The organism is Capnocytophaga sp. oral taxon 338 str. F0234 (assembly GCF_000192225.1).
In the GTDB taxonomy this organism is placed as follows: Bacteria; Bacteroidota; Bacteroidia; order Flavobacteriales; family Flavobacteriaceae; genus Capnocytophaga.
The window spans coordinates 2138805-2160146 of the sequence record NZ_GL872413.1 but is presented as its reverse complement, the minus strand read 5'-3'; the positions used below and the strand labels follow the sequence as shown (position 1 = coordinate 2160146).

17 protein-coding genes and 1 pseudogene are annotated in these 21342 nt (G+C 39.0%); 8 read left to right on the top strand and 10 right to left on the bottom strand.

Annotation, left to right across the window (positions count from 1 at the left end):
• The first annotated feature begins 14 nt into the window (after positions 1-14).
• Positions 15-617: a murein L,D-transpeptidase catalytic domain-containing protein gene (locus HMPREF9071_RS09760; protein ID WP_173301488.1), complete on the top strand. Its 603-nt coding sequence runs from the start codon at positions 15-17 to the stop codon at positions 615-617.
• Positions 618-751: 134 nt separating this feature from the next.
• Here the strand turns inward: HMPREF9071_RS09760 and HMPREF9071_RS09755 are convergent, their stop codons facing one another.
• From HMPREF9071_RS09755 to HMPREF9071_RS09745, 3 genes are all read right to left on the bottom strand, one after another.
• Positions 752-3073, bottom strand: a complete 2322-nt coding sequence (locus HMPREF9071_RS09755) for an ATP-dependent helicase (RefSeq protein ID WP_009746467.1) — start codon at positions 3071-3073, stop codon at positions 752-754.
• A 108-nt stretch (positions 3074-3181) separates the two neighbouring features.
• Positions 3182-3844, bottom strand: a complete 663-nt coding sequence (folE, locus tag HMPREF9071_RS09750) for a GTP cyclohydrolase I FolE (RefSeq protein ID WP_009746466.1) — start codon at positions 3842-3844, stop codon at positions 3182-3184.
• Between the two features lie 253 nt (positions 3845-4097).
• A complete protein-coding gene (locus tag HMPREF9071_RS09745) occupies positions 4098-5318 on the bottom strand; it encodes an HD domain-containing protein (RefSeq protein WP_040358098.1) in 1221 nt (406 codons plus the stop codon).
• A 150-nt stretch (positions 5319-5468) separates the two neighbouring features.
• Between HMPREF9071_RS09745 and HMPREF9071_RS09740 the strand changes: the two genes are divergently transcribed.
• The 4 genes from HMPREF9071_RS09740 to HMPREF9071_RS09725 all read left to right on the top strand — a co-directional run bounded on the left by HMPREF9071_RS09740 (position 5469) and on the right by HMPREF9071_RS09725 (position 12717).
• Entirely contained in the window at positions 5469-6806 is a 1338-nt protein-coding gene (locus HMPREF9071_RS09740) for a dihydroorotase (RefSeq protein WP_009746464.1), read from the top strand.
• 98 nt (positions 6807-6904) lie between these two features.
• Positions 6905-7933, top strand: coding sequence for a ferredoxin--NADP reductase (locus HMPREF9071_RS09735; protein ID WP_009746463.1), 1029 nt, complete (start codon positions 6905-6907; stop codon positions 7931-7933).
• A 73-nt stretch (positions 7934-8006) separates the two neighbouring features.
• A complete protein-coding gene (locus HMPREF9071_RS09730; RefSeq protein WP_009746462.1) occupies positions 8007-10994 on the top strand; it encodes a tetratricopeptide repeat protein in 2988 nt (995 codons plus the stop codon).
• Between the two features lie 7 nt (positions 10995-11001).
• Complete coding sequence (locus HMPREF9071_RS09725) at positions 11002-12717, top strand: TonB-dependent receptor (protein ID WP_050784945.1); 1716 nt, start codon at positions 11002-11004, stop codon at positions 12715-12717.
• A gap of 82 nt (positions 12718-12799) precedes the next feature.
• Here the strand turns inward: HMPREF9071_RS09725 and HMPREF9071_RS09720 are convergent, their stop codons facing one another.
• Entirely contained in the window at positions 12800-13717 is a 918-nt protein-coding gene (locus tag HMPREF9071_RS09720) for a metallophosphatase (protein WP_009746460.1), read from the bottom strand.
• A 3-nt stretch (positions 13718-13720) separates the two neighbouring features.
• Complete coding sequence (locus HMPREF9071_RS09715) at positions 13721-14488, bottom strand: 5'-nucleotidase C-terminal domain-containing protein (RefSeq protein ID WP_009746459.1); 768 nt, start codon at positions 14486-14488, stop codon at positions 13721-13723.
• Between the two features lie 76 nt (positions 14489-14564).
• Here HMPREF9071_RS09715 and HMPREF9071_RS09710 point away from each other — a divergent pair, with 76 nt between their 5' ends.
• The gene (locus HMPREF9071_RS09710; RefSeq protein ID WP_009746458.1) at positions 14565-15077 is read left to right on the top strand and encodes a hypothetical protein; all 513 of its coding nucleotides are present in this window, start codon (positions 14565-14567) and stop codon (positions 15075-15077) included.
• Positions 15074-15958 carry a 4-hydroxy-tetrahydrodipicolinate synthase gene (gene dapA / locus HMPREF9071_RS09705; RefSeq protein ID WP_009746457.1) on the top strand — a complete coding sequence of 295 codons (885 nt, stop codon included), beginning with the start codon at positions 15074-15076 and terminating at the stop codon, positions 15956-15958. Before HMPREF9071_RS09710 ends, dapA begins: the two co-directional genes overlap by 4 nt.
• A 7-nt stretch (positions 15959-15965) precedes the next feature.
• Here dapA and HMPREF9071_RS09700 read toward each other — a convergent pair whose 3' ends face one another.
• The 5 genes from HMPREF9071_RS09700 to HMPREF9071_RS09680 form a co-directional block, all read right to left on the bottom strand.
• On the bottom strand, positions 15966-16895 hold the full coding sequence (locus tag HMPREF9071_RS09700) for an aspartate carbamoyltransferase catalytic subunit (protein WP_009746456.1): 930 nt from the start codon (positions 16893-16895) through the stop codon (positions 15966-15968).
• Between the two features lie 28 nt (positions 16896-16923).
• Positions 16924-17466 (bottom strand): bifunctional pyr operon transcriptional regulator/uracil phosphoribosyltransferase PyrR, encoded by a 543-nt coding sequence (pyrR, locus tag HMPREF9071_RS09695; protein ID WP_009746455.1) that lies wholly within the window; start codon positions 17464-17466, stop codon positions 16924-16926.
• Between the two features lie 166 nt (positions 17467-17632).
• On the bottom strand, positions 17633-18145 hold the full coding sequence (locus tag HMPREF9071_RS09690) for a hypothetical protein (RefSeq protein ID WP_009746454.1): 513 nt from the start codon (positions 18143-18145) through the stop codon (positions 17633-17635).
• Entirely contained in the window at positions 18145-19770 is a 1626-nt protein-coding gene (locus tag HMPREF9071_RS09685; protein ID WP_009746453.1) for an OstA-like protein, read from the bottom strand. Before HMPREF9071_RS09685 ends, HMPREF9071_RS09690 begins: the two co-directional genes overlap by 1 nt.
• A gap of 454 nt (positions 19771-20224) precedes the next feature.
• The gene (locus tag HMPREF9071_RS09680; protein ID WP_009746452.1) at positions 20225-21076 is read right to left on the bottom strand and encodes a CPBP family intramembrane glutamic endopeptidase; all 852 of its coding nucleotides are present in this window, start codon (positions 21074-21076) and stop codon (positions 20225-20227) included.
• A gap of 61 nt (positions 21077-21137) precedes the next feature.
• On the opposite strand from HMPREF9071_RS09680, the pseudogene HMPREF9071_RS12690 reads away from it, so the two are divergent.
• Positions 21138-21244: pseudogene (locus HMPREF9071_RS12690) on the top strand (IS982 family transposase); the annotation flags it as partial.
• Between the last annotated feature and the right edge of the window lie 98 nt (positions 21245-21342).

The following is a 21342-nucleotide window of genomic DNA, read 5'->3' as shown; positions in this document are numbered from 1 at the left end:
TGAATGTTATCATAATGAGAAGATTTTTATTTCCCTTGTGTTTTATTTTTTGCTTTGGTTGTCATCAGGGGCAATCCTCCACAGCGCAGCCCTTAGCAAAGGACTATACGTTACAGCATACTCAAGCACTGGCTTACTGCAAGGCACATAAAATGAATGAGGATTTCTATTTCTTGATTGATCTGAGCTTACATTCGGGCAAAAACCGTTTTTTTGTGTATGATTTCAAGCAAGAGAAGAACCTTTATGAGAAGTTGGTTACTCATGGTAGCTGTGATGTAAAAGAACCCAATCCTGACAAATTTGAAGTAGCCAAATACAGTAATCAAGCCAATAGCCATTGTTCAGCTAAGGGCAAATATAAAATAGGAAAGCGAGATTATAGCTCGTGGGGTATCAAGGTAAAGTATTGGCTACAAGGTTTGGAAACAAGTAATAACAATGCTCAGAAGCGAGTGATTGTATTACATTCTTGGGAGGCTGTCGCCGATAGGGAGATTTATCCTCGTTATAGTCCCCTAAGTTGGGGTTGCCCTGCCGTCTCTAATGCATTTATGCAACTTTTGGATACCATGCTCCAGGAAAGCAAAAAGCCTGTATTGTTATGGATTCTTTAGAGATAATGTCAGCTTCAAAGAAGACTAACCCCAAAAATTCAAGCCTTATACAAGCCGAGTATTCTTAATAACAGAGGGGGTAACAACAAAGAGTTGTCCTCATGTGGCTCTATTACTTTATATAGCTTCAATGATTATTCTATTATTTTGAATTTTGCAAAGCGAAGGATGAGGGTTTTCTCTCCTCCATTCTCGAAACGTACTCTTGCTTTGCGGTCAGCACCTGCGCCTTCCACTTCTGTAATTTTTCCTTTTCCAAAGCGTTCGTGTATAATGGTATTTCCTACCACAACTTTTGGAATATCTCCTACCGAGATTGCTTTAGCTTGCTCGGGCTTTTGTAGGCGGAGCTTCTTGAGTTGTTCCTCATTAGGCTTTTTGTAGGCGGGTGGAGGTGTATTAGTGGGCTTTTGCTGACGTAGTTTGCTCTTATCAATGGGCGCAAAAGTATCTACATTGATGAGGGGCTTGTAACGGTAGTTCTCTTTGGAGGTAAGGTATTCTAAGTAACGTTCGTCTATCTCTTCAATAAATCGACTGGGTTCGGCATCCATGAGCTTTCCCCATCGGTAACGGTTCTCTGTATAGGTAAGGTACGCCTGCTTCTCGGCACGGGTCAGCGCTACATAGAATAGACGTCGCTCTTCCTCTAACTCGGCACGAGTATTCTGGCTCAAGGCTGAAGGAAATAAATCCTCCTCCATGCCTACAATGAATACATAAGGGAACTCTAATCCTTTGGCGAGGTGTATGGTCATCAGCGATACACGGTTATCGTCCTCAACTTCCTTATCCATATCAGTCGCTAAGGCTACATCTTGTAGGAATTCAACCAGAGAGTTGGAGGCATCCTCCACCTCCTGTTGTCCTTCCACAAAATCGCGAATACCATTGAGGAGTTCCTCTATATTCTGCATGCGTTCCACGCCTTCGGGGGTGCCATCCTTCTTGAACTCATTGAGAATCCCAGTACGCTTGGTGATGTGTTCCGCCAGAGAAAAAGCATCATGGGTCTCCATCATAATACGGAAACTAAGAATCATATTGGCAAACTCCAATAGGCGGTTTCGGGTTGCCGAATTGATTTTAAGCCCATAGTCCATGGTTGCTAAGTTCTTAATAATGGTAAAGATAGGTACTTTGAATTCATTGGCACAGAGGGTAAGTTTTTCCATAGTGGTATCCCCTATACCACGAGCAGGGAAGTTGATGATACGCTGAAGTGCTTCCTCGTCATTCTCATTGGCGACCAGCCTAAAGTAAGCCAAGATATCCTTAATTTCCTTATGTTGGTAGAAAGAAAGTCCCCCGTATATGTAATAGGGAATATCTCGCTTTCTCAGGGCATCTTCTATAGCACGAGATTGGGAATTGGTACGATAGAGAACAGCAAAATCTCCATAGGAGCGTTGTTTCTGCATGGCAGTTTCAAAAATAGTACCTGCTACAAAGCGTCCCTCATCGGCATCGGTAGGACTACGGTGTACTTTGATACGGCTTCCATTTTCATTTTCTGTCCAGACTACCTTCTCTAAGCGAGCTTTGTTATGCTCTATGACATTGTTGGCTGCCTCCACAATATTCTTAGTGGAGCGATAGTTCTGCTCTAAGCGATAGATGCCTACCTTCGGGTAATCCTTCTGGAAATTAAAGATATTATCAATATTTGCCCCACGGAAGGCATAGATACTCTGTGCATCGTCCCCCACAACACAGATATTCTGAAACCTATCGGCAAGGGCACGTACAATAAGGTATTGGGAATGGTTCGTATCTTGATACTCATCCACCAAGATGTAGCGGAAACGATTTTGGTACTTAGCGAGCACCTCAGGGAATCGGTTAAGTAACTCATTGGTACGTAACAGTAAGTCATCAAAATCCATGGCTCCAGCTTTAAAACATCTTTCTACATAGTTGCGATAAATATCTCCTATGCGAGGACGCTTTGCCATAGCATCGGCTTCTTGAAGGTCATGGTTCTCAAAGTAAGCTTTTACGGTAATGAGGTTATTCTTATAGGAGGAAATGCGGGAGGCTATTTGTTTATACTTATACACCTCCTTATCTAAGCCCATTTCCTTGATAATAGCGGAGATAAGCCGTTGGGAATCCTGTTGGTCATAGATGGTAAAATCTCTTGGAAAGCCCAGCCTATAGGCTTCCTCCCTAAGGATACGAGCAAAGACAGAATGGAAGGTCCCCATCCATAGGTTACGTGCTTCGCTTTGTCCTACGATGCGTCCAATGCGCTCCTTCATTTCCCGGGCTGCCTTGTTGGTAAAAGTCAGTGCAAGAATGTTGAAGGGATCTACTCCTTGTTGCATAAGGTAAGCAATGCGATAGGTAAGTACACGTGTTTTCCCAGAACCAGCCCCTGCGATGACCATCACGGCACCATCCTTATGTACTACAGGAGCACGCTGTGCCTCATTAAGTTCGTCTAAGTAGTTCAATTGAATTCTGAGTTTTGAGTTAAAAAGTGAACAGTAAGTAATGAAAAATAGTTGCTAAGAATACGAAAGGTTATTTACCTTTCGTTATACATCATTTGTTTTCATTGCTTAGTATTTTGTTTCCATTTTTATGTATTCTAAGAATTCTTTTCTTACAATAGGATCTTTAAATTGACCGCCATATTCAGCAGTAACAGTACTGCTTTCAATGTCCTTGATACCACGGGAATTAACACAGAGGTGCTTGGCATCAATCACACAAGCTACATCTTGCGTGCCTAAGAGGTGTTGCATTTCCTGTACAATTTGTATAGTAAGGCGTTCCTGTACTTGAGGACGACGGGCATAGTAATCCACAATACGGTTCATCTTAGAGAGTCCTAATACCTTTCCGTTGGAGATATAGCCCACATGAGCACGTCCTACAATGGGGAGAAAGTGATGTTCACAAGTGGAGTAGAGGACAATATTTTTTTCTATGAGCATCTCCCCATAGTGGTAGTTATTTTCAAAAGTAGAGGAACTGGGCTTGCGCTTGGGATCAAGTCCTGCAAAAAGTTCTTTTACATAGGCTTTAGCCACTCTTAGGGGAGTCCCCTTGAGACTGTCATCCGTAAGGTCAAGTCCAAGAGTTTCCATAATCTCTGCCATTGATTTTTGAATGCGAGCGATTTTCTGTTCATCAGAAAGGGCAAAGGCATCGGCTCGCAAGGGAGTCTTAGCTGAGGTACTGAGGTGGTTTTCACCTATAAAATCATCTGAATGGTTCATTTGCTACTTATTTGTTTAAGGGGACAAAAGTACGAAATAAAGTGAATAGTGAGTAGTGAATAGTGAAAATTTTTTCATTTTTCACTTTTCGTTCTTCATTTTTCATTTTTCGCTGATAGAGTGGGCACGAGTTAAAATCGCTGAATACCTGCAGGCGAGTATCAGGCTCGCACCAGCGAAGAGAACGATAACTAATGATTAACTTTTAATGATTAATGATTATAGCAATTTTTCATTTTTCATTTTTCATTTTTCACTTAGGAGCGCATAGGTAATACTTAGTAACTTTGGTGGATAGTGCATCTAAATTCATTTGATCAGAGGCTTGGGTAACATCTATAACCTTATTGTTCTTGGTATAGATAAGGATATTCTGCTCATCTTTTCGGTAGGCAGTATTGGAGACTTCTCCGGTGAAAACAAAGTAATGTGCTAATTCCTCTGGAAGATCATATTTTTTAGCGGTCTCTTGTAAGAGTTGTTGTATTTTTTCCTTTTCTACAGGGCTTTTGTAAAGCTTAACACGGAGCAAATCGCGGTTAAGAATCATTTGGCTGAGCTTAGCTAAGACCCAATCCTCCCCATATTGCCATTCCTTAAGTCCTGAGATGATGTCATAATCATCTAATTGAGCAAATAAGTGTAAGGCATGACGGTCAAAAGTCTCTTTTGTAATGTGATTCTCTACAAAAAAACGTAGTGCGGTGGTCATGGGTAACTTTTTCCCCTGTCCTATAAGCTCCTTTACGCGTGCCAATATCCGGATAAGAACAAATTCTGCCCCTATACTGGTTTTGTGTAGGTATACCTGCCAATACATCAATCGGCGAGCTACCAGAAACTCTTCTATGGAATAGATGCCTTTTTCATCTACAATGAGCGTATCGTTCTTGACGGTGAGCATGGCAATAATTCGCTCGGAGTTAATATTGCCTTCACTTACCCCTGAGTAAAAACTGTCTCGCTTGAGATAATCCAACCTATCCATGTCCAATTGGCTGGAGATGAGCTGATTCATGAACTGTTTTTTATACTTCTTTTGGAAGATTTCTATAGCAACTGAGAGCCTTCCTTCAAATTGTCTGTTGAGTTCTTCCATGAACGCCAAGGATATTTCCTCATGAGAGATTCCTTCCACAATACTGTGTTCCATAGCATGGGAGAAGGGACCATGACCAATATCATGTAGGAGAATAGCTATATATAAGCCCTCTTCCTCTTCTGGGGTGATTTCTACCTGCTTGTAGCGGAGTGTTTGCACCGCTTGTTGCATAAGGTACATACATCCTAAGGCGTGATGGAAGCGTGTATGCCTTGCTCCTGGATATACCAAGTAGGAAAGTCCCATTTGAGAAATTCTGCAAAGGCGCTGAAAATAAGGATGTTCTATAAGAGCGAGAATAAAAGTATTGGGGATATGAATAAACCCATATACAGGATCATTCACTATTTTAAGCCTGTTATGTATTTTCATCACTTTTTTGGGCAAAGATATACATTTTTTGCTATATTACCAATATTATAAGTAAATTTCTTAGAACACAATTAAAAAAAGTATAAAAAAGTATTTTTAAATGACAAAAACAATTACTTTTGTCACCAAATTTCTAATCCTTGATTTCTCATGAAAACTTTATTAAAGAACGGTAAGCTCATTTCTGACAACCATATTCAAGAAGCCGATTTACTTATTGAGAATGAGCGTATTGCTAAGATTGCCTCAGCGATCTCTGCCAAAGAAGCACAGAGAGTTATTGACCTTGCAGGGATGCTGGTATTTCCCGGCGTGATTGATGACCAAGTACACTTCCGTGAACCTGGACTCACCCATAAGGCAACCATTGCCTCTGAGAGTATAGCTGCTGTGGCGGGAGGAACAACTACCTTTTTTGACCAGCCCAATACCATTCCCCAAGCCACAACCATTGATGCTCTGGAGGATAAGTTTGCCATAGCTGCTAGTAGCTCAGTAGCTAATTTCTCTTTTCTACTCGGCGGAACCAATGATAATATAGAGGAACTCAAGCGGATCAATCCTAAGAATACTGCCGGAGTGAAGCTCTTCTTAGGCTCTTCCACAGGAAACATGCTCGTGGATAATGAGAAAACTATTGAAAGGATATTTAAGAATGTACCTACCCTCATTGCTGCCCATTGTGAAGATGAACAAACTATTAAGCGTAATTTGGAACACTATCTTTCCCTCTATGGAGCTCAAATCCCCATTGAGTGTCATCCACTTATCCGCAGTGCGGAGGCTTGCTATCTCTCCTCCTCACGAGCAATAGCGCTTGCTAAACAAACAGGTGCAAGATTGCATGTGTTTCACCTCTCCACAGCTAAGGAAACAGAGCTCTTGGACAATACAATTCCTTTGTCGCAAAAGAAAATTACAGCAGAGGCTTGTATCCATCATCTTTGGTTTTCTGATAAGGACTATGACCAGAAAGGAGTATTTATTAAGTGGAATCCGGCAGTGAAATCCCAAGCAGACCGTGAAGGCATCTGGAAAGCTCTCTTGGACAATCGTATAGATGTGATAGCTACCGACCACGCTCCCCATACCTTAGAAGAGAAAAGCCAAAAGGAATACCAGAGGATTCCCTCTGGAGCCCCTTTGGTACAACATTCCTTAGTAGCTGCCCTTACAATGTTTCGAAAAAGAGGAATCCCCTTAGAACGCTTAGTGGAGAAAATGTGCCATAATCCGGCCATCCTTTTTAGAATCCGCGAGAGAGGTTACCTCAGGGAAGGTTATTATGCCGATATCACTTGCGTAGCTGAACATACCCCTTGGCAAGTCTCTAAAGAGAATATCCTCTACAAATGTGGTTGGTCTCCTTTGGAAGGAACAATCTTTGATTATAAGGTAGCTTATACCTTTGTTAATGGAAATTTGGTATATGATCAAGGAACACTTCTTACCCAAGAAAAAGGAAAGCGAGTCCTTTTTGATAACTAATCATCCCTGAAGTACTTAAAAAATTAGTTGCTCATTCTTCTTCAATCCTCATTAATTTCGTATTTTTGCCTAAAAATTATAACAATAATAGTTATTCAATGAAATCAGTTTCCTTACCCGTATCACAGGTGGAAAAACTCACTTCGGATTCGGTTAAAGTATCTTTTAAGATTCCTCAAGAACATAAAATTTCCTTTGACTTTTTTGCAGGACAATACATCACCCTCGAAAAAGAAATTGAGGGGATGGCTGTAAGGCGTGCTTATTCTATATGTTCCTCACCTTATGAGGATATTATCAGTGTAGCTATTAAGCAAGTACCCAATGGCGTGTTCTCCACTTATGCTTGTAAGCAGTTGCAAGAAGGAGAAACCTTGGGGGTATTTCTCCCAGAGGGTAAGTTTGCCTATATTCCTGAAATATCTCCTGAGAATTTAGGACTTTTCGCCGCTGGAAGTGGTATTACTCCTATGCTTAGCATTATTAAGGTCGCCCTTGCGAAAAGCTCTTGCAAGATACTCTTAGTCTATGGAAACAGAACGACTGAGACTACTATGTTTCTCTCGGATATAGAGGCACTTAGGGCGCAGTATCCCAATAGGCTTTTGGTGCAATATGTCTATAGCAAGACCCAGCAAGAGGGTGCCCTTTCAGGACATATAGATCCACCTATGGTGGAGCAATTGCTCAAAGAGACCTACAAGGAGGTGGAATTCGGTCGTTTCTATATCTGTGGACCCCAATCAATGGTTGAGGCTATTAAGGAAAAACTCCTAAAGGATTATGACAAAAAGAAAATTCATACAGAGCTCTTTACCGTAACGCAGACCTCTAAAAAAGAATATAAAGGAACTTCAGAGATTACAGTACGCTTAGAAAATAAAGAACATACCTTCATTATAGAACGTAAGGAAAATATACTAAGTCAGCTCCTCGCTAAGGGATTGGAAATATCCTATTCCTGTTTAACGGGAGCATGTAGCAGCTGTTTGGGAAAGGTAACTGAAGGAAGTGCCGAGATGGATAAAAATCAAGTACTCTCTGAAGAAGAAATAGCTAAGGGAATGATACTTACCTGCCAAGCTCACCCTACCTCTCAACAAATTAGGGTAGAGTTCGATTACTAAGTTTTTGTTAATTAACCATATACTCTCTTTTTATTGGATAAAAAGCCTTACTTTTGTCTCTAAAATATGGATTATGAAGTATAAAAATATTTTTTTTCTAACAGGATTGTTAGTCTCAGGAGCAACTCTTGCTCAGCGTACGGCTCATTATACCGCTGGAAATGCCTCTTTACAGAAAGCACTTTCTTTATATCATCAAAAGCAGTATAAGGCTTCGGAACATCTTCTTAAAAAGGAATTACAGAAGCAAACCGATGAAACCACTCGTGAACAATGCTTGTACTATATAGCTTCCTCTGCACTAAGACTCGGACAAGCCGGAGCTAATGCCCAAATGGAGCAATATTTGAGGGATTATCCCTCCTCTCCTTATGCTACAAATGCTAATTTTGAAATAGGAGAATACTATTTTAGTAAGGGAAATACTAAGAGTGCCATTGCTTGGTATGATAAGGTGCAAATCTCTTCTCTTTCAGCTGCCCAAAGAGAAAAATTTAACTTCCAATATGGTTATGCCCTCTTCGCTCATGGGGATAAGGAAACCGCTCAACGATATCTCTCCCAAGTGAAAGACTCTAAAGAATATGGAAAGAAAGCCTCCTATTACTTGGGGTATATTGCCTATGATGCCGATGATTATAAGCAAGCCAATGAATTTTTTCAAAAGGTAGGACAGGAAAAAGAACTTAATAAAAATCTCTCCTACTATCAGGCAGATATGAACTTCAAGCAAGGAAACTTCCAAAAAGCCTTAGAAGAAGGACTTCATCAGTTGGAGAAAACCAATAACCCTCAGTATCGCTCTGAGATTAATAAGATTATTGGAGAAAGTTATTTTAACTTAAAGCAATATGATAAAGCAATTCCTTATCTGGAAGCTTATAGAGGAAAAAAAGGTAAATATACCAATACCGACCTATATTACTTGGGCTATGCTTACTACAAACAAAAGGACTATCAAAAGGCAATAGGTCAGTTTAATAGAATTATTGATGGCAAGAATGAAGTTGCTCAAAATGCTTATTACCACTTGGCTGAATGTTATCTCAATACCAACCAGAAGCAACAGGCTCTAAATGCCTTCCGTAATGCTTCTCAAATGAATTTTGTCCCTGAGATAAAAAAAGATGCTCACCTAAATTATGCGCGCTTGAGCTATGAGGTGGGAAATGCTTATGAATCCACCCCTGAGGTGATACAATCCTACATGGAGACCTATCCTAATGACCATACTCAAGAACTTAAGGAACTATTGGTAGATTCTTATATTACTTCCGGAAACTTTCAATCTGCAATGAATCTCTTGGAGAAATCCACCTCTGCCGATGAGAAAATATACCAAAAAGTAGCTTTCTTCTACGCTTTGCAACTTTATGCCGATGGTAACTATAAGGAGGCACTCTCTTATTTCCAAAAAGCACAAGGAAAATCCAATGAACTACTCCGTGCAAGAGCTATCTATTGGTCTGGAGAAACTCATTATCAACTCCAACAATATGCAGAAGCACAGAAAGATTTTCATGATTTCCTATCACTGGGTCTGAAATCAGCTCCTGAGTACCCTAATGCTTACTATGGCTTGGGATATGCTCTTTTCAATCAAAAGAAATATCTTGAAGCTACAGAGAATTTTTCCAAATATATAGAGACAAAACCAACGGCTTCCCGCCTTGCCGATGCTCACTTGCGCCTTGCCGATAGCTATTTTGCCATTGGTAAGTATTGGCCTGCTATGGAAAACTATAATAAAGTAATGACCATTAATGTAGGAGATACAGATTATGCTGCCTTCCAAAAGGCTATTAGCTATGGTATTGTGGATAGAGTTCCTAAAAAAATAGAGGAACTCAATGCTTTTATAAAAAATTATCCTAAATCCAATCTGCGTGAGGATGCTATTTATGAATTGGCAAATACCTATGTGGCACAAGGAAATAATGAAAAAGCAGCTGCCTTATATCAACAATTGCAAAATCAATATCAGGGAGGTACTTACACAGCTCGTGCTATGCTTCGTGAAGGGCTCATGCTCTATAACAAAAATGAAAATCAAAAAGCCTTAACTGTATTTAGAAAAATTACAGAAAAATATCCCAATTCCCCAGAAGCTATGCAGGCGATAAATACGGCTAAAAGTATTTATGTAGAAATGGGTAAGGTAGAGCAGTATGCACAATGGGCAAAAAGTTTAGGTTATGTGGAGGTATCTGATAATGAATTGGATAACGCTGCCTTTGAAGCGGCTGAACGACAATATATACAAAACAAAAAGCAAGAGGCAAAAGGAGCTCTGGAAAAATATCTAAAAGAGTTTCCTAAAGGAGTCAATACAGCACAAGCCCGTTTCTATTTAGCTCAATTATACTTTGAAGCAAACCAAAAAGAAAAAGCACTCCCTCTCTATGAAAAAGTGTTAGAAGAAGGACGTAATGAATATTCTGAACAAGTCTTGGTCAGGTTGAGTAATATCTATTTAGAGAAAGAAGAAATAGATAAAGTGATTCCTTTGCTTAAGGAAATTGAAAAAACCTCCTCAGTCGCTCAAAATTTGATTTTTGCACGATCTAACTTGATGAAGGGTTTCTATAGACAAAAAGATTATCCCCAAGCAATAGAATATGCTAAAAAGATATTAGCCGAGAAAAATGCTGATAACCGCTTAAAAAATGATGCTCGTGTGATTATGGCAAGGGCTTATATGGCTACAGGAGCTGAGGAAGAAGCAGAAAAACAATATGCAGAGGTACGTAAAACAGCGACCGACGCCCTTATGGCAGAGGCATTGTACTATGATGCTTATTTTAAGAACAAAGCAGGACAATACAAAAAATCTAACGAAGTAATCCAAAAACTGGCTAAGGAATATGGAGGATATAAGGAATTCTCTGCTAAAGGATTGGTGGTAATGGCTAAGAACTTCTATGGACTGAAAGACCTCTACCAAGCCAACTATATTCTCAATAGCGTAATCGCCAATTTTAAAGCATATCCTGAGGTAATCACCCAAGCCAAAGAGGTGCTCGCTCAGGTTAAAGAGGATGAAAATAAACCTACTAAATAAAAAGAAAATGAAAAAGTTATACCATATATTTACCACTCTTTTCTTATTTTTAACCTTCTCTACTTATGCTCAGGATAAGTTGGGAACCATCTCTGTGGATATTGTCAAGCCTTATACCCCTACTATCGCCGATGTACATAAGCCACAAGAGGAAACTCCTAAGAAGGACTCTGTAACAGTGGCTAAAAAGAAAATCAATTATACCATTCATTCGGTGCCGGTTGCCTCTACCTTTGTTCCTGAAAAAGGAAAAGCAGTAAGGATTACCGCTTCCCAACGTAAGGATACTCTTTATCATTCCTATATTGCTTTAGGAGCAGGAAGTTATGCTTCATTCTATGGAGATGGATTTGTAGCTATCCCGCTGAATGAGGAATCTGATCTCTCATTGGATTTTACACATCATTCTTCCAAAGGAAAAGTGAAGGGGGTAACCTTAGATAATAATTTCTCTAATACAGAGGCACAGGCAAGTTATCGCTATGGGGATAATGACTATCAGTTGGGACTCTCAGCCAATGTCGCCAATCGCTTAATGCATTGGTATGGAGTGGAGGACAAAACTTTACTTCCTATTGAGGCTTCTCTTAGGCAAAGCTACCTCAGTGGAGGGCTCTCAGGTTTTTTCTCTATGAATAAAAGTGTATTTAACGGAATAGATTTTTGGATTCAGGGAGCAAAGGATCACTTCCAAAGTGGAGAAACACAGGTCAAACTACGTCCCACCTTTAAGTTTGATATCAACCAACAACAGTTTGTTACTGCTATATTGGATGTGGATTACTTGCAAGGAAGTTTTGACCAACATTTTTCCAATAGCAATAAGATAGAATATCGTTCAGCCCTTATAGGGATAAAGCCTTCCTATCGCTTTTCTATTCCTAATTTCTCTATCAAATTAGGCTTGGGTGCTTATTATGCCAAGGAAAAAGACTATGAGAATGGTCATGATCTCAAAATCTTCCCTGATGCAGAACTCTCTTATGATGCCTTTGGAGATAATTTCATCCTCTATGGAGGGATTACAGGGAATATAGAACAACTCTCTTATCGTAAGCAAAGCCTTGAAAACCCATACCTTTCTCCAACCCAAGAGCTACATCCTACCTTTACCCCTTATGATATATTTGGCGGGGTAAAAGGTGCTTTGGGGCAGGGATTCTCCTATAATATAAATCTCTTCTACAAGCGCTTGGAGAATATGCCTCTTTTCCAAGCCAATGAAAAACTGTCCTTAATTCAGTATGCTCCTTATCAGTATGATAATACTTATAAAATAATTTATCAGGATGCTATGGAATATGGAATAAAAGCTCACCTAACAGGCAAAATATCGGATCAGTTTGATATGGATTTTTCTCTTAAGGCGAATGGATTCTCAATGGATAAGCAGGAGGAAGAGGCTTGGAACCAACCTTCCTTTACCTCTGCACTTGCTGCTCATTATCAAATTATTCCAAATTGGAATATCGCCGCTGAGTTCTTTTATGTAGGTGAAAGAAAGGATCTAAAGCATACGCTTTCTACTCAGCCCCGTGAGCAGGTAACTCTCAAGGGCTTCTTTGACCTTAATTTCTCTACCGATTATACCTTCCTAAAGCAATGGACAATCTTTGTCAATCTCAATAATGTAGCAGGAGAGAATTACCTCCGTTGGACAAACTATCCTGTACAAGGATTCCAATTCCTGGCAGGAGTAAAGTATAGCTTCAATATAAAGTAAACTTTAAAAAATAAAATAGAGGCAATTCATTTGTGAATTGCCTCTATTTCAGAAAATCATCTATGATAAAAAAATATTTTTATTATACTAGGATTTGTGTACCACTGCTTGTAATCTTATTGTCTAAATAGAAGTCAATACGTCCTAAATTAATACCATAGCAACCTACTTGATTGACAAGGATTTCACGATTATTCTTGTTTTTTACAATAACAGGTTCACTTAGGAAAGTATGAGTGTGCCCTCCTATAATAAGGTCTGTGTCGTAAGTTCTTCTGGCAATAGTCAGGTCACACACCTTATTAGAATGATACTGATAACCAAGATGTGAGAGGCAGATAACAATATCACATTTCTCGCTCCTTTTTAGCTTGTTCTCCATGTCAATGGCTATCTCCACAGGGTCAAGATACTGAGTCTCTCGGTAGTTCTCTTTAGTAACCAATCCTTTGAGTTCTACTCCTAAACCATAGACTCCTATGCGAACATCATCTACTACAAATACTTTATAAGGCTTGGTTTTCCCTTCTAAAATAGTATTCTTGAAGTTATAATTGGAACAGATAAAGTCAAACTTAGCATGAGGGAGTTGTGAGAGTAATCCCTCCAATCCATTATCAAAATCATGATTGCCAAAGGTAGCAGCATCATACTTAAGCATGGACATTAAGCGGAATTCTAATTCTCCTCCATAGTAATTAAAATAGGGTGTCCCTTGGAAAATATCGCCAGCATCAAAGAGCAAGGTATGAGGATTCTCTTTTCGTGCCTGTTCTATCAGTACAGCACGGCGAGCTACCCCCCCCTTATCAGGATAATGAGGATCATCTACAGGCATAGGGTCTATATGGCTATGTGTATCATTGGTATGAAGAATTGTAATGTGCTTCTTGTGATTTTTTAAGGGAGTCTTTTCCTTGCCAAGAGCAAAGGAAACACCTCCCATTCCTAATAATAAGGCTCCCGCACTTATATTTTTTACAAAATTACGTCTTTCCATAATCTATTTCTTTATTCTGAAGCGCTCATCGGTTTTGAAGTCTAAAGTATCTGTTTTCCTAAGGTAATCAATGATAGCATCTCTTGAAGGATAGTTAATATTGGTAACACTTAGGGCATCTTTGAAAAAATTCATACGATCTCCTCCTTGATACAGATAATCAAAAGTACATACAAAATAGCGCTTTTTGCGTTGAACAGGTCTTTTATTGATGAGAAAGCTTACAACATCTCCTCTTTTGTTAATGGTTAGTTGTACTTGTTTGGAAAGAGGATGAGGAAGTTGATTCTCAATAAGGTATTTAGCCATCTTATAGAGGGTATCCCCGGTGAGTTCTACCACTACTAATTGATTCTCGAAAGGCATGATCTGGTATACTTGCCGTATAGTAATGTCCCCTTGAGGGATCTCAGTTCGGATTCCTCCCCAATTGAACATAGCAAAATCAATATGCCTTTTTTTCTTCTTGAGAAAATAAGAATCCGCCTGTTCACATTGGGAATCCGCAAAGAAATTCCCAATAGGCATATTCATAACGTCTGCCTCAAGAACCTTAATCATGGCTGTTTTGTTATAGGAGAGTACTTTGTCCAAATATTTGTTCAAGTGATACCGAAAAGGAGAAAGATAATCCTTTATTTGCTCATCTTCTTCGGTCTCTTTACCAATCTGAAGTTGCTCCCCTTGAAGAGCTTGAGTGTAGTAACCGCTTGATTTACAAGATGATAATAATAGTAATAAAGCAAAGACTCCCAAGAATATTTTTTTCATAAAAATGTTTTAGTTCCAGTGTGCAAAATTAATAAAAATTGATTAAATTTGCAGGGAAATCTTTAGAAAAATTATTTTGAAACTATTTAAGAATATTGCCATTAATAGGCGCATACGAAAAAATCTAAAAAGAATAGATAATAAACTGAATGGTAGTAAATTACATGTTCATCGTATTGGCTGCATTGTGGATACAGAGGAAGTTTCTAAGGTGGAATTCTTAAAGGATTTCATAAAAAGCTATGGAATCAATTCTGAGAACTATGTGATTTTGGGATACCAAGATAGGGGTATGGATATTCAAATACAAGGAATCCCCCTTTTCTCATGGAAGGATATTAACTATTCTGGAAATATACGTAACTATCACGCAGATAGGTTATGGGAGTTGGAGTATGACCTTCTGATTAATTGCTTTTCTTCTCCAAAGCTCCCTCTATTATTGCTCTCCTCAGGAGTAAGAGCCAAGTTGCGTATAGGAGTTACAGGAATTGACCCTATTTTCAATGATATTATCATTGATACACCCCTTAAGGATGGAATGACCTTTATTAAAGAAGCCAAAAAAATCATAAATACACTACAATGAAAAAATTACAAGGAACAGGTGTGGCACTAACCACACCTTTCAAACAGGACAAATCCGTAGATGTACAAGCCCTTGAACAGTTGGTATATTTCCAAGTGGAAAACGGTATTGATTATTTAGTAGTTTTAGGAACTACAGCAGAAACTCCAACCCTCTCTACTGAGGAAAAACAACTTGTCAAACAGACTGTAAAGCGTGCTAATAATGGTAGGATCCCTATGGTGCTCGGAGTAGGAGGAAATGATACGAAAGCAATCGTAGAACAAGTACAAGCCGTAGAGAAGGATGATTACCAGGCTATTCTTTCGGTCTCCCCTTATTATAATAAGCCTTCTCAAGAGGGAATCTACCAACATTATAAGGCAATAGCTCAGGCTTCTCCGCTCCCTATCTTGCTCTATAATGTGCCTTCACGAACAGGGACTAATATGGATTATCATACTACCTTACGCTTAGCCAAGGAGGTGCCTAATATCATAGGAATCAAAGAGGCTTCAGGGAATATTGTTCAGATTATGCACTTGCTTCAGGGGCGCCCAAAGGATTTTCTGATTATTTCTGGGGATGATGCCACCGCTTTACCTACAGTGCTCTTGGGAGGTGATGGGGTTATTTCTGTTTTAGGACAAGCCTTCCCTCAGCGTTATAGCCGAATGATACGTCAGGGATTGGAGGGAAACTATAAGGAAGCTAACACCATTCAGTATCAGCTCTTAGATGTGATGGAACTGATTTTCAAAGAAGGAAATCCTGTAGGAATCAAGGCATTGCTTTCCCTCTTAGGAGTTATCAATACGCCTAAAGTACGTCTTCCCTTGGTTAGTGCTACAGAAGGGCTACAAAGAGAGTTGAAGGCGTACTCGGAGTATATGAAAAAATAGATATTTACTACATTTTTATCTGTGAAGCCAGCAGATAAATGACCGCCATGCGAATAGCCACCCCGTTTTCTACTTGGTCGAGGATGATGGATTGCTTGCCATCGGCTACTTCGCTGGTAAGTTCTACACCTCGGTTGATAGGACCTGGGTGCATGATAACTATTTCCTTACCCAATTCATCCAAAATCTCTTGGGTGAGTCCATATTGTAACACATATTCCCGTGTGGAAGGGAAGTAAGGAATATCCAAACGCTCATTCTGGATACGGAGCATATTGGCTACATCGCACCAGCGAAGTGCTTTCCTAAGGTCTGTTTCTATCTGTACCCCTAATTCATGTATGTATTTTGGAATAAGTGTTTTGGGTCCGCAAACGGCTACCTCAGCTCCTTGCTTATGTAAGGCAAATATGTTGGAGAGAGCAACCCGTGAGTGCAATATATCCCCTACAATGACCACCTTTTTCCCTGCAACACTCCCTAAACGTTCTCGTATGGAATAGGAATCTAATAAGGCTTGCGTAGGATGTTCATGAGCACCATCCCCTGCATTAACAATAGGAACTTTTACATGCTGGGAGAGAAAAACACCTGCCCCTGGATTCGGATGGCGCATAACTATCATATCCACTTTCATCGCTAGGATATTATTGACTGTGTCAATGAGGGTTTCTCCTTTTTTTACGGAGGATTGTCCCGCAGAGAAGTTAATTACATCGGCAGAAAGACGCTTCTCTGCCAATTCAAAAGATAAGCGCGTACGAGTACTATTCTCAAAAAATAAATTAGCGATGGTGATATCCCTAAGGGAAGGAACTTTTTTGATGGGACGATTGATGACCTCCTTGAACTGGTCGGCAGTGGTGAAGATAAGTTCTATATCCTCAGCAGTAAGGTACTTGATACCCAACAGATGATTAACGCTTAACTGATTCATTGTGATGTTTTTAGATTATAATTAGGAGTTATATTTTCTCTGTCAAATACACGGAATCTTCCCCGTCTTGTTCTGTCCAATGTACGACCACCCGTTCCTTATTGATGGCATCTACTGCCTTTCCTATATAGTCGGGCTGTATGGGAAGGTCTCTACTGAACCGGCGGTCTATCAGTACCAAGAGCTCTACTTTACTGGGACGACCAAAGGATTGCAGAGCTGTAAGGGCTGCACGGATACTACGTCCCGTATAGAGAACGTCATCTATGAAAACCACTTTTTTATCTTCTACCAAAAAAGGAATATCAGTGGTATTGGCAGTTAGGGGCTTTTCCCCTCGCCGGAAATCATCTCGAAAGAAGGTAATATCCAATGCTCCATACTGTATGTCCGCTATTTGGTATTCCTTTGTAAGCATTGCCACCAAGCGTTGCGCTAAAAATACCCCGCGAGGTTGTAAGCCTATGAGTACTGTATCGCAAAAGTCAGTATGATTCTCTATCAACTGACATGCCAAACGGTGTAGGATAACTTGTAATTCTGTGTTACTTAATAATTGTTTTTTTTCCATATTTTTAGGGTTTAGGTATTCATTATGAATCAAAAGTTGAAATATAAAAACTCTAATTTTCGCTGATGCGAGTTACATATTCGCTTGCAAGTATTCAGCGACTTTAGTTTACACCTATCATGATAGGGCTTGTAGCTTGTACTAACATAGGACTAACTACTCATTACTATGCTCGTATCACAAAACATTCTCTTTCTTGTTCTTTTCGGATAAAAAATAAAGCAAATGAAAAAGTATCTATCACTACACTAAAGGCTTTGTTTTGGGATAATTGCTTGAAAAAAGTCTCATTATTCCTGTGATGCGGTGCTACTAATACAAGTATGCTGTCATTGTGCATCTCTGCCAATAAGTATTCCACACTTGGAAAACTTTTACACTGATAAAGCAGGATCATATCCTTCTTTTGAGAGGTGGCTTCTATCATAGCAATGGGAAAAAGTGCTAGAAAATCCTTAGTATCACCATATATTTTCAGGCTCTTAGGTGTGAAATACGCTATAAGTCGCAACAAAAATTGTCCTTTTTTCTTTGAAATTCCTTTTGGATAGTACTCACAAGGGATTCTTTTAGAATTGTAAAAGCATTGGGTAACCAATTGATATACAAAAGGGGAGTGTACACCATGTTCATTGGTGGATTTCCATAGGAAAAGCAAATATTTCTTCCACAAGGACATTAATTTTCTACTTTAGGTTGTAATTTTTCTTCAATTAAGTCTATTTCTTCCGACTTTATACCGCGAATAGGGACAAGTTGTATATTCTTTTCTTCTTCTGGGAAAATATCCTCTTTGCTTTGGATCATCTCATCACCACGCCAATTGAAATTAGCAAGAAGTAGCTCCTTCTTACTGATTTTATCCTCTGGATAAATGCTCCCATCTACATTAGTATAGAAAATAACTTCACTTATTTGTTGGTTTTCATCAAAGTTTACGCGGATTTGGCTACATTTGGATTTATTAATCCCCACTAATTGCTGTTGATCATTATAAGCGTAATAGATAACCTCTGTATTTTGATACAAATTTACGTTATTTAGTCTGTTTTCTTGGAATTTTCCCTTTAAAATTTTTCCTTTAACTTGGTTAAAGCCTGTCCCAAGAGAATCTTTTTCAATGAGGAAAGCATTATCAAATACTTTTAAGGAGTCCAATTTCTCTGTTTGAGTATTGGCTAAGATATGGATATGATCCCCTGTCATTTGGCTTTTACCACTCCAAACGACAGGATTTCCGATGAGTTTGGTAAGCCCTGTAAGTTGGCTGGAGTGAATGGAATCACATTTGCCTTGCATATCTGTCCTGAAGATACGTGCATTAGGGTAAGCACGAATGATGCGAGCTCCTGTTTTTCCTGTTACCATGATTCTCTTAGCATGAATGTATAGGGAATCTTTTCCTTTTTCTACCTCACTGATAACAATGGCTTTTTTGGTAATATACATGGAATCCTGAGCCTTATATATCTCTCCGTAATGTCCCTTAACAAGGGTTTTATTGATAGTATCTCTGATAATGATATTATTGGTTCCTGAGGCAAAACTCTTGAATTTGTTAAAGTAAAGGCTATCTCCTGTAAGTATCTTATTATCATAGTCTATTCGTGCCCGATCCATGAAGTATCCTTGTTCTATTTTGGAATCATAGAACCCTCTTTCCCCATAGGCTACATAATCCTTTCCAGTAATGGTGGTAGGTCCAAACATATAGATGTGTCCCGTGGTATGGTAGTAGTCCAAGGTAAGCGAATTCACTTCAAAATTAGCATTGGTGATTTTCACCTGAGTAGTGAATTGACTCTTCTTAGGGGTTACAAAGTAGCGACCTTCCTTGCTAGTAAGTACATTCTCATCATCAAAAATTTTCCCATAGTTCAGGTAATAAGCCTGTTGGGTATTGCGATCGAAGAAGAGTTCTTGGGTCTCAAGGGTCATCTTTTCATTGCGTAGTTTTACATTCTCTTTGGCAATGGCAATCTTAGTATCTCCATTGTATTCTATGAAGTTGCTATTCATCTTTAGCGAATCCCCTTGTTGTATGAAAACATCTCCAAAGGCTTTTACTTGGTTTGTCTTCTGATAGAGTATTGCTACATCACACCAGATATCCATCCCTTGGTGACGAAACTGCACTTTACGCTCTTCATCAGAATTGAAAATCGTTGCTCCTGGATATTTGTCATTATCAATAGTAAGTGTACCTGCATAGACAATCTCTATCTGTTTGGAGGTTGTATCCTGCGCTTTTGCCATTGACAATAAGAAGAAAAAGGTAATAAATAGGTAATATATCTTTAGCATAAAGGGTCTTGTCCTATGTATAAGAATTTTGTGCAAAGATACATATTTAAGTTAAAAATGAAAAGTGAAAAATTTGTTATATTGTGGGAAAATGACTACCTTTTCCTTAGAAAGTAAAGGTATACCTATCACCATCATTAAAGGATAACACTTTAGAGGTATTAGTCTTTGTTAAGTAGAAAAACTCTTGGTTTTATAAAGATAAGATGATGGAGAAAAAGAATAGTTGGTCTGAATATTTATAACAACTCATTGTGTTTTTTGATTAAAAAAAATCGTATATTTAATTGGCTTACAAATAATTAAATATAATGATTGACTTAGAACAAAGTTATAAAAGAATCTTGAAGTATTGTTAAATTTCTTTGAGAAACACTCACGTTAATTAGATTATAGCACAACAGGCAATAAAACTCCCCGTGTAGTAAGAGTATCGTACGGGGAGTTTCTACTATTATTGTACCTCTCGGGTGATTCTGATTTTTCTCAGCCATAAACCAACACCGAGGTACAACAGACAAGGAATAATTCCTGAAACGGGTGAAATAAGTATATCTTTACCTGTTTCAATGAAAATATGCTTGTCATACATCAAACTGTAGATGGTGGTATCCTCAATAATGTGCATCCACACTGCGGGCCAGATAGAGCCCGTAAGGTGGAAAAGCTCGGTATACATCACCGTCCACAAGGTGCAGTTCACTAAAGCCAACACGCAAAAGGTTATCTTGTCGTAAGGGAATAAAGCAAATAGCTGTTCGGGTTTTACAAAGTAGAAGAAGTAAGGCCAATGCCACGAGCACCACACTACCCCCACGATGAGGTAGAGCCATATATCTTTCAGCTTCAAACTAAGCAAACGAGCGGTGAGATACCCCCGCCATGATGATTCTTCAAAGAAATTCTTTACAAATTCTGCTAATACAAAAATACCAAACCCCGCAAAGTAGTTTGTCCAATGGATTTGCACTTTCAGCCACCCAAAAAGTTCTCCAATAAGCAGGCTAATGGCAATCACCACAGGATAAATAAGCGTAGCCACCCCGTACCACCGCACGTTTTTCTTGATAAGCGGACGCAGTCCTGCATCACGCCAACCATCGCCCATAAAGGTGCGTAACACGAGCCAAGTCAGCACTGGGGCAGCTATAAAAATACCCATTCCTTTAGTACCATTGCTGGTATTGCTGAAATCACCTGTGGTTTCTCCCGTAAGAGAATCTACCCATACCCCTATCCAGCCACAACTGAGGGCGACGAGAATAAAAATGCATAAATGCCTAATTGTTTGTGCTTGATGGTTCATCTTTTAAAAAGATTTGATTAAAAAATCTTATATTTGATTGGTCTACAAACAATTAAATATAATAAACAACTTAGAGCAAAGTTATAAAAAATTCTTGAAGTATTGTCAAATTTCTTTGAAAATAAAGTTCAAAGTTATCAGAGAAGAAAACCTAAAATGTCTGATTTATAGAGGAAATCCGTTTAATCTTAACAGTATAGTAGGTTTATAATTATGATAATCCTCTGTTCTTACACTCTATTAATAGGTTCAAAAAATCCAGTATA

What these genes read in the sequence shown, in the direction of transcription:
- HMPREF9071_RS09760 (WP_173301488.1), top strand. Translation starts at nt 15, where the DNA reads ATGAGAAGATTTTTATTTCCCTTGTGTTTTATTTTTTGCTTTGGTTGT.
- folE (WP_009746466.1), bottom strand. Translation starts at nt 3,844, where the DNA reads ATGAACCATTCAGATGATTTTATAGGTGAAAACCACCTCAGTACCTCA.
- HMPREF9071_RS09745 (WP_040358098.1), bottom strand. Translation starts at nt 5,318, where the DNA reads ATGAAAATACATAACAGGCTTAAAATAGTGAATGATCCTGTATATGGG.
- HMPREF9071_RS09740 (WP_009746464.1), top strand. Translation starts at nt 5,469, where the DNA reads ATGAAAACTTTATTAAAGAACGGTAAGCTCATTTCTGACAACCATATT.
- HMPREF9071_RS09735 (WP_009746463.1), top strand. Translation starts at nt 6,905, where the DNA reads ATGAAATCAGTTTCCTTACCCGTATCACAGGTGGAAAAACTCACTTCG.
- HMPREF9071_RS09730 (WP_009746462.1), top strand. Translation starts at nt 8,007, where the DNA reads ATGAAGTATAAAAATATTTTTTTTCTAACAGGATTGTTAGTCTCAGGA.
- HMPREF9071_RS09725 (WP_050784945.1), top strand. Translation starts at nt 11,002, where the DNA reads ATGAAAAAGTTATACCATATATTTACCACTCTTTTCTTATTTTTAACC.
- HMPREF9071_RS09720 (WP_009746460.1), bottom strand. Translation starts at nt 13,717, where the DNA reads ATGGAAAGACGTAATTTTGTAAAAAATATAAGTGCGGGAGCCTTATTA.
- HMPREF9071_RS09715 (WP_009746459.1), bottom strand. Translation starts at nt 14,488, where the DNA reads ATGAAAAAAATATTCTTGGGAGTCTTTGCTTTATTACTATTATTATCA.
- dapA (WP_009746457.1), top strand. Translation starts at nt 15,074, where the DNA reads ATGAAAAAATTACAAGGAACAGGTGTGGCACTAACCACACCTTTCAAA.
- HMPREF9071_RS09700 (WP_009746456.1), bottom strand. Translation starts at nt 16,895, where the DNA reads ATGAATCAGTTAAGCGTTAATCATCTGTTGGGTATCAAGTACCTTACT.
- pyrR (WP_009746455.1), bottom strand. Translation starts at nt 17,466, where the DNA reads ATGGAAAAAAAACAATTATTAAGTAACACAGAATTACAAGTTATCCTA.
- HMPREF9071_RS09690 (WP_009746454.1), bottom strand. Translation starts at nt 18,145, where the DNA reads ATGTCCTTGTGGAAGAAATATTTGCTTTTCCTATGGAAATCCACCAAT.
- HMPREF9071_RS09685 (WP_009746453.1), bottom strand. Translation starts at nt 19,770, where the DNA reads ATGCTAAAGATATATTACCTATTTATTACCTTTTTCTTCTTATTGTCA.
- HMPREF9071_RS09680 (WP_009746452.1), bottom strand. Translation starts at nt 21,076, where the DNA reads ATGAACCATCAAGCACAAACAATTAGGCATTTATGCATTTTTATTCTC.